At 73.1% G+C, this 4237-nt stretch carries 3 protein-coding genes; 2 read left to right on the top strand and 1 reads right to left on the bottom strand.

The features are described from left to right. Positions 1–22: 22 nt before the first annotated feature. Positions 23–169, bottom strand: a complete 147-nt coding sequence (locus K3F48_RS23275; protein WP_222577824.1) for a hypothetical protein — start codon at positions 167–169, stop codon at positions 23–25. 36 nt (positions 170–205) lie between these two features. Between K3F48_RS23275 and K3F48_RS23270 the strand changes: the two genes are divergently transcribed. Both K3F48_RS23270 and K3F48_RS23265 read left to right on the top strand, forming a co-directional pair. Then, a complete protein-coding gene (locus tag K3F48_RS23270) occupies positions 206–1429 on the top strand; it encodes an exonuclease subunit SbcD (RefSeq protein ID WP_255609713.1) in 1224 nt (407 codons plus the stop codon). After that, a partial coding sequence (locus tag K3F48_RS23265) for an AAA family ATPase (protein WP_222577823.1) occupies positions 1430–4237 on the top strand: 2808 nt, incomplete at its 3' end.

Here is a 4237-nt window from a genome sequence, read left to right as displayed (position 1 = left end):
AGCCTTATCTCTATCACCATGATCAGGTGAACAGCGTCACGGCGCTGTCGGGACACAATGGCAGGACCGGGCAATCGCTCAAATACGCGGCCTTCGGCGCCGCGCAATCCACGACGGGAGCGACCTCGAGCCGGCTGAAATCACCCGCCTGCATCCGCCTGAGCTTCATGCTAGAATCCACCTCCACCCTCCGTGGCGAATCGATTTGGCGATCACACTCCTTCATACCGCCGACTGGCATCTCGGCGCGCAATTGCAGGGCTGGCCGCGCGAGGCCGAGCATCGCAAGGCGCTGGCGAGCCTCGTCGCCATCGCCGCCTCGCGCGCGGTCGATGCGATCGTCGTCGCCGGCGACATCTTCGACAGCCTCAATCCGCCGGCCGAGGCGCAAAAGCTGCTCTACGACACGCTAAAAGCGCTGCGCGCGGCGCGGCCAGCGGCGACCATCGTGCTCCTCGCCGGCAATCATGATCCGGGCGGGCGGATCGAGGCGCCGCGCGCGCTGTTCGATCTCGTCAATGTGGTCGGCGTCGGAGCCATCTCCCGCCGCGAGGGCGCGATCGACACGGGTCTTCATCTCGTTCCGCTGCGCGGGCCGGGCGGCGCCGTCGAGGCGCATCTCCTCGCCGTTCCCTATCCGCGCGCCGCCGATCTGCCGCTCGTCGAGCGCGAGGTCGAAGGCTCGGCCATCGTCCATGCGACGCGCGCGCTCTATGCCGAGCTGATCGCCGCCGCGCGGGACAAAATCGGCGATGCGCCGCTCGTCGTCACCGGCCATCTGCATGTGGCGGGCGGCCTCGAATCGGAAGGCGCCGAGCGCCGCATTCTCGTCGGCGGCGAGCACGCCGTGCCGCCCGATCTGTTTCCGCCGGACGTCGCCTATGTCGCGCTCGGCCATCTGCACCGCCCGCAATGGGTGGGGCGCGAGAGCGTGCGCTATTCCGGCTCGCTGTTTCCGATGTCCAAGACCGAGATCGATTACGATCACGGCGTCACCATCGTCACCATCGACGGCGGCGCCGCGCAGGTCGAGCATGTTCCGCTGGAGCGGCCGACGCCCTGCCTGCGCCTGCCCGCGCGTGGCGTGCTCGCCGCGAAGGAGGTGGAGGCGGCCTTCGCCGCGCTCGGCCTCGATCCCGCGCTCGCGATCGACGAGCGCCCTTTCGTGCATCTCAATGTCGCGGCCGAGGGCCCGGTCGTCGGCCTCGACGCGGAGTTGGGCGCGCTCGCCGAAAAATATCCGATCCGCCTCGCTTCGCTAGCGATCGAGCGGCCGCGGCATGCCCCCGAGGCGCCGGCCGCGACGACGCTGCGACTCTGCGAGCGCCAGCCGGTCGATCTCTTCCGCGAGGCGTTCGCCTTCGCTCATAAGATCGAGCCGACGCCGGGGCATCTCGCGCTGTTCCACGCCGCCGCGGCGGAGGAATAGATGCGCATCCTCGCCATTCGCGGCGAAAATCTCGCGAGCCTCGCCGAGCGCTTCGAGATCGATTTCGAAGCGAAGCCGCTCCGCGGCGCCGGACTCTTCGCCATCACCGGAGAAACGGGCGCCGGCAAATCGACCATTCTCGATGCGCTCTGCCTCGCGCTCTATGACGCGTTTCCGCGCGTGACCGCGCAGGGCGTGAAGGAGGGCGTGCCCGATTCGAGCGGCGAGATTCTGAGCGCCGCCGATCCGCGCAGCATCCTGCGCCGCGGCGCCGGGCGCGGCTTCGCCGAGGTGGATTTTCTCGGCCGCGACGGCGAGCGCTATCGCGCCCGTTGCGACCTCGCGCGGGCGAGGGGGCGGGCGACCGGCAATCTCCAGCAGCGCATCCGCTCGCTGCATCGCATCGACGCCGCCGGCGCGCCGGTCGCGGCCGTCTCCTCCGGCGTCGAGCCGGTGAAGGCGAAGATCGTCGAATTGACCGATCTCACCTTCGAGCAGTTCCGCCGCACCGTGCTGCTGGCGCAGGGCGATTTCGACGCCTTTCTGCGCTCCGACTCGAAGGAGCGCGCCGACCTGCTCGAGAAGATCACCGGCGCGTCGGTCTATGGCGAAATTTCGCGGCGCGTGCATGCGCGCGCGAAGACGGCGCTGGACGAGCTGCTGCAGCTGCGCCGCCGGCGCGACGAGGTCGGACTGCTCGCCGAAGAGGCGCGCGCCGCGCTGGAGACGGAGCGTCGCGAAGCGGAAGACGAGCGCGCCGCGCTCGCGCCCGAGCGCGAGGGCGCGCTCGCTTTGCTGCGCCGTCACGAGGCGATCGCGCAAGCGGAACAGCGTCTGGAGGCGGCCGTCGCGCGCCGCGACGCGGCGCATGCCGCGCTGGAGGCGCTGAACGAAGCCCGCGATCATCTGCGCGCGCTGGAGCGCGCCGAGCCGCTGCGGGCGCCGCTCGCGCAACGCGCCGCCGCCGAGACGGCGCTCCGGCAGGCCGGGGAGAGGAACGAGGCGGCGCGCGCCGCCGCCGCCGCCGCCGGCGCGGCGCTGGAGCAGGCGACGCTCGCCGAGGCGGGCGCCGTCCGCGCGAGCGATGCCGCCGTCGCCATGGTCGAAGCTTTCGGCCCGCAATGGTCGGAGGCGGAGCGGCTCGACGCGCAGATCGCCACGGCCGAGCGCGAGACGGCGGAGGCCGCCAGAGCCGCGCGCGAGGCAGATGCGAAAGCGCGCGAGACGGAGGAGAAAGGGGCGCGTGTCGCCGCCGAGCTGGAAGCCGCAGAGGCGGAGCGGACGGGGGCCGTCGTCGCCCTGGAGCGCCTCGCCGGCGCCGAGCCGCTACACGCGCGCTGGAGCGAGATCGAGCGCGCGCTCACGGATCGCGGCAAAGCCGCCGACGCGCTCGCAAAGGGCGCCGCCCGCCTCGCCGAGCTGGACGCCGTCGCGCAGGCGGCCGGCCGCGAGATCGCCGCGCTCGACGAAGCCGACCGCGCCGACGAGACGCAGAGCGCGGCGCTCGCCGCGCAGATCGAGCAGCGCCGCAGCGCGCTCGCCGAAATGAAGGAGGAGGAGACGAGCCGCCGCCGGCGCGCGCTCGACGAGGCCTCGCGTCTCGTCGCTCGGCTCGGCGCCGAGGCGCAGCGCCATGCGCGCGCCCGCGACGATCTCGCTCGGGCGGCGCGCGAAGTCGAGGCGGCGGGCGTCGCGCAAGACAACGAGCGGCGCGCGCTCGCATCGGCGAACGCCGCGCGCGGTCTCGCCGAGGCGCGGCGCGGCGAAGTGGAGCGGCTCGGCGAGATCGCCGACGCGGCGGTCTCCGAGGCGGCTCTCGCCCTGCGCGCCAGCCTCGTTGCGGACGCGCCCTGTCCGGTCTGCGGCGCGCGCGAGCATCCGCATGCGCATGGGAGCGCGGCGGCCGACGCCGTCATCGCCGATCTGCGCGCGCGGCGCGACGCGCTGCGGCGAGAGATCGGCGAGCTCGAGACGATGATCGCGACGTCGAACGGGCGGCTCGAGACAGCACGCCAGCGCGACGCGGATGCGAGACGGCGCGGCGACGAGGCGCGCTCCGAGATCGACGGCGCGCTCGCGCGCTATGAAAGCCTGCGCGCCCAATGGCCCGCGAGCATGTCGCCGGCCGAGCCTTCGGCCATCGAGGAGGGAGCCGCGCTCGCCGCTCTCGCCGAAGCGATGCAGCGCGAGGACACTGTGCTCGACGACGCGCTCGAGCGCGCGCGTCTGCTGCGCGGCGATATCGAAATCTTGCGCCAGACATTCGATCGGCTGCGCGCCGCCATCGGCGATCGGCGCCGGCTGCGCGAAGCCGCGCAGACGCGGCTGGCCGAAGCACGCGAAGAAACGGCGCGGCTTTCGGCTGCGCGAGACGCCGCGACGGACGGTCTGCGCGCCGTCGATCGCACGCTCGCGCCCTTTCTGCCGCTCTGCGATTTGACGACCGTCGATCTCGACCGCAATCTCGCGAGCGCGATGCGCCGTCTCGCGAAAGCAGGCGAAGCGTTTCGCCTGGCGCGCGAGCGCTCCGCGCAGGCGGAGCGCTCGCTGGTCGAGCTATCGCAGCGGCGCGCCGGCGCGAGCGTCGAAGCGCGCGCCGACAGCGAGGCCGCAACGCGCAGCGCCGAGGAGAGGCAGAAGCGAGAGGCCGCTGTCGCCGCGCTGCGCGCACAGCGCGCGGTCCTGCTCGGCGGCGAGCCCACGGCCAGCCATCGCGCGCGCTGCGAGGAGCGGCGCACCGCCGCGCAACAGGCGCGCGACGCCGCCGCGCGCCGCCGCGCGGCGGCGGGTGCGGCGCAGGCCGCCGCC

The sequence above is a fragment of the Methylosinus sp. Sm6 genome (genome assembly GCF_019802345.1).
GTDB lineage: Bacteria > Pseudomonadota > Alphaproteobacteria > Rhizobiales > Beijerinckiaceae > Methylosinus.
This window is presented reverse-complemented; position numbering and strand designations above follow the sequence as displayed.

What these genes read in the sequence shown, in the direction of transcription:
- K3F48_RS23275 (WP_222577824.1), bottom strand. Translation starts at nt 169, where the DNA reads ATGAAGCTCAGGCGGATGCAGGCGGGTGATTTCAGCCGGCTCGAGGTC.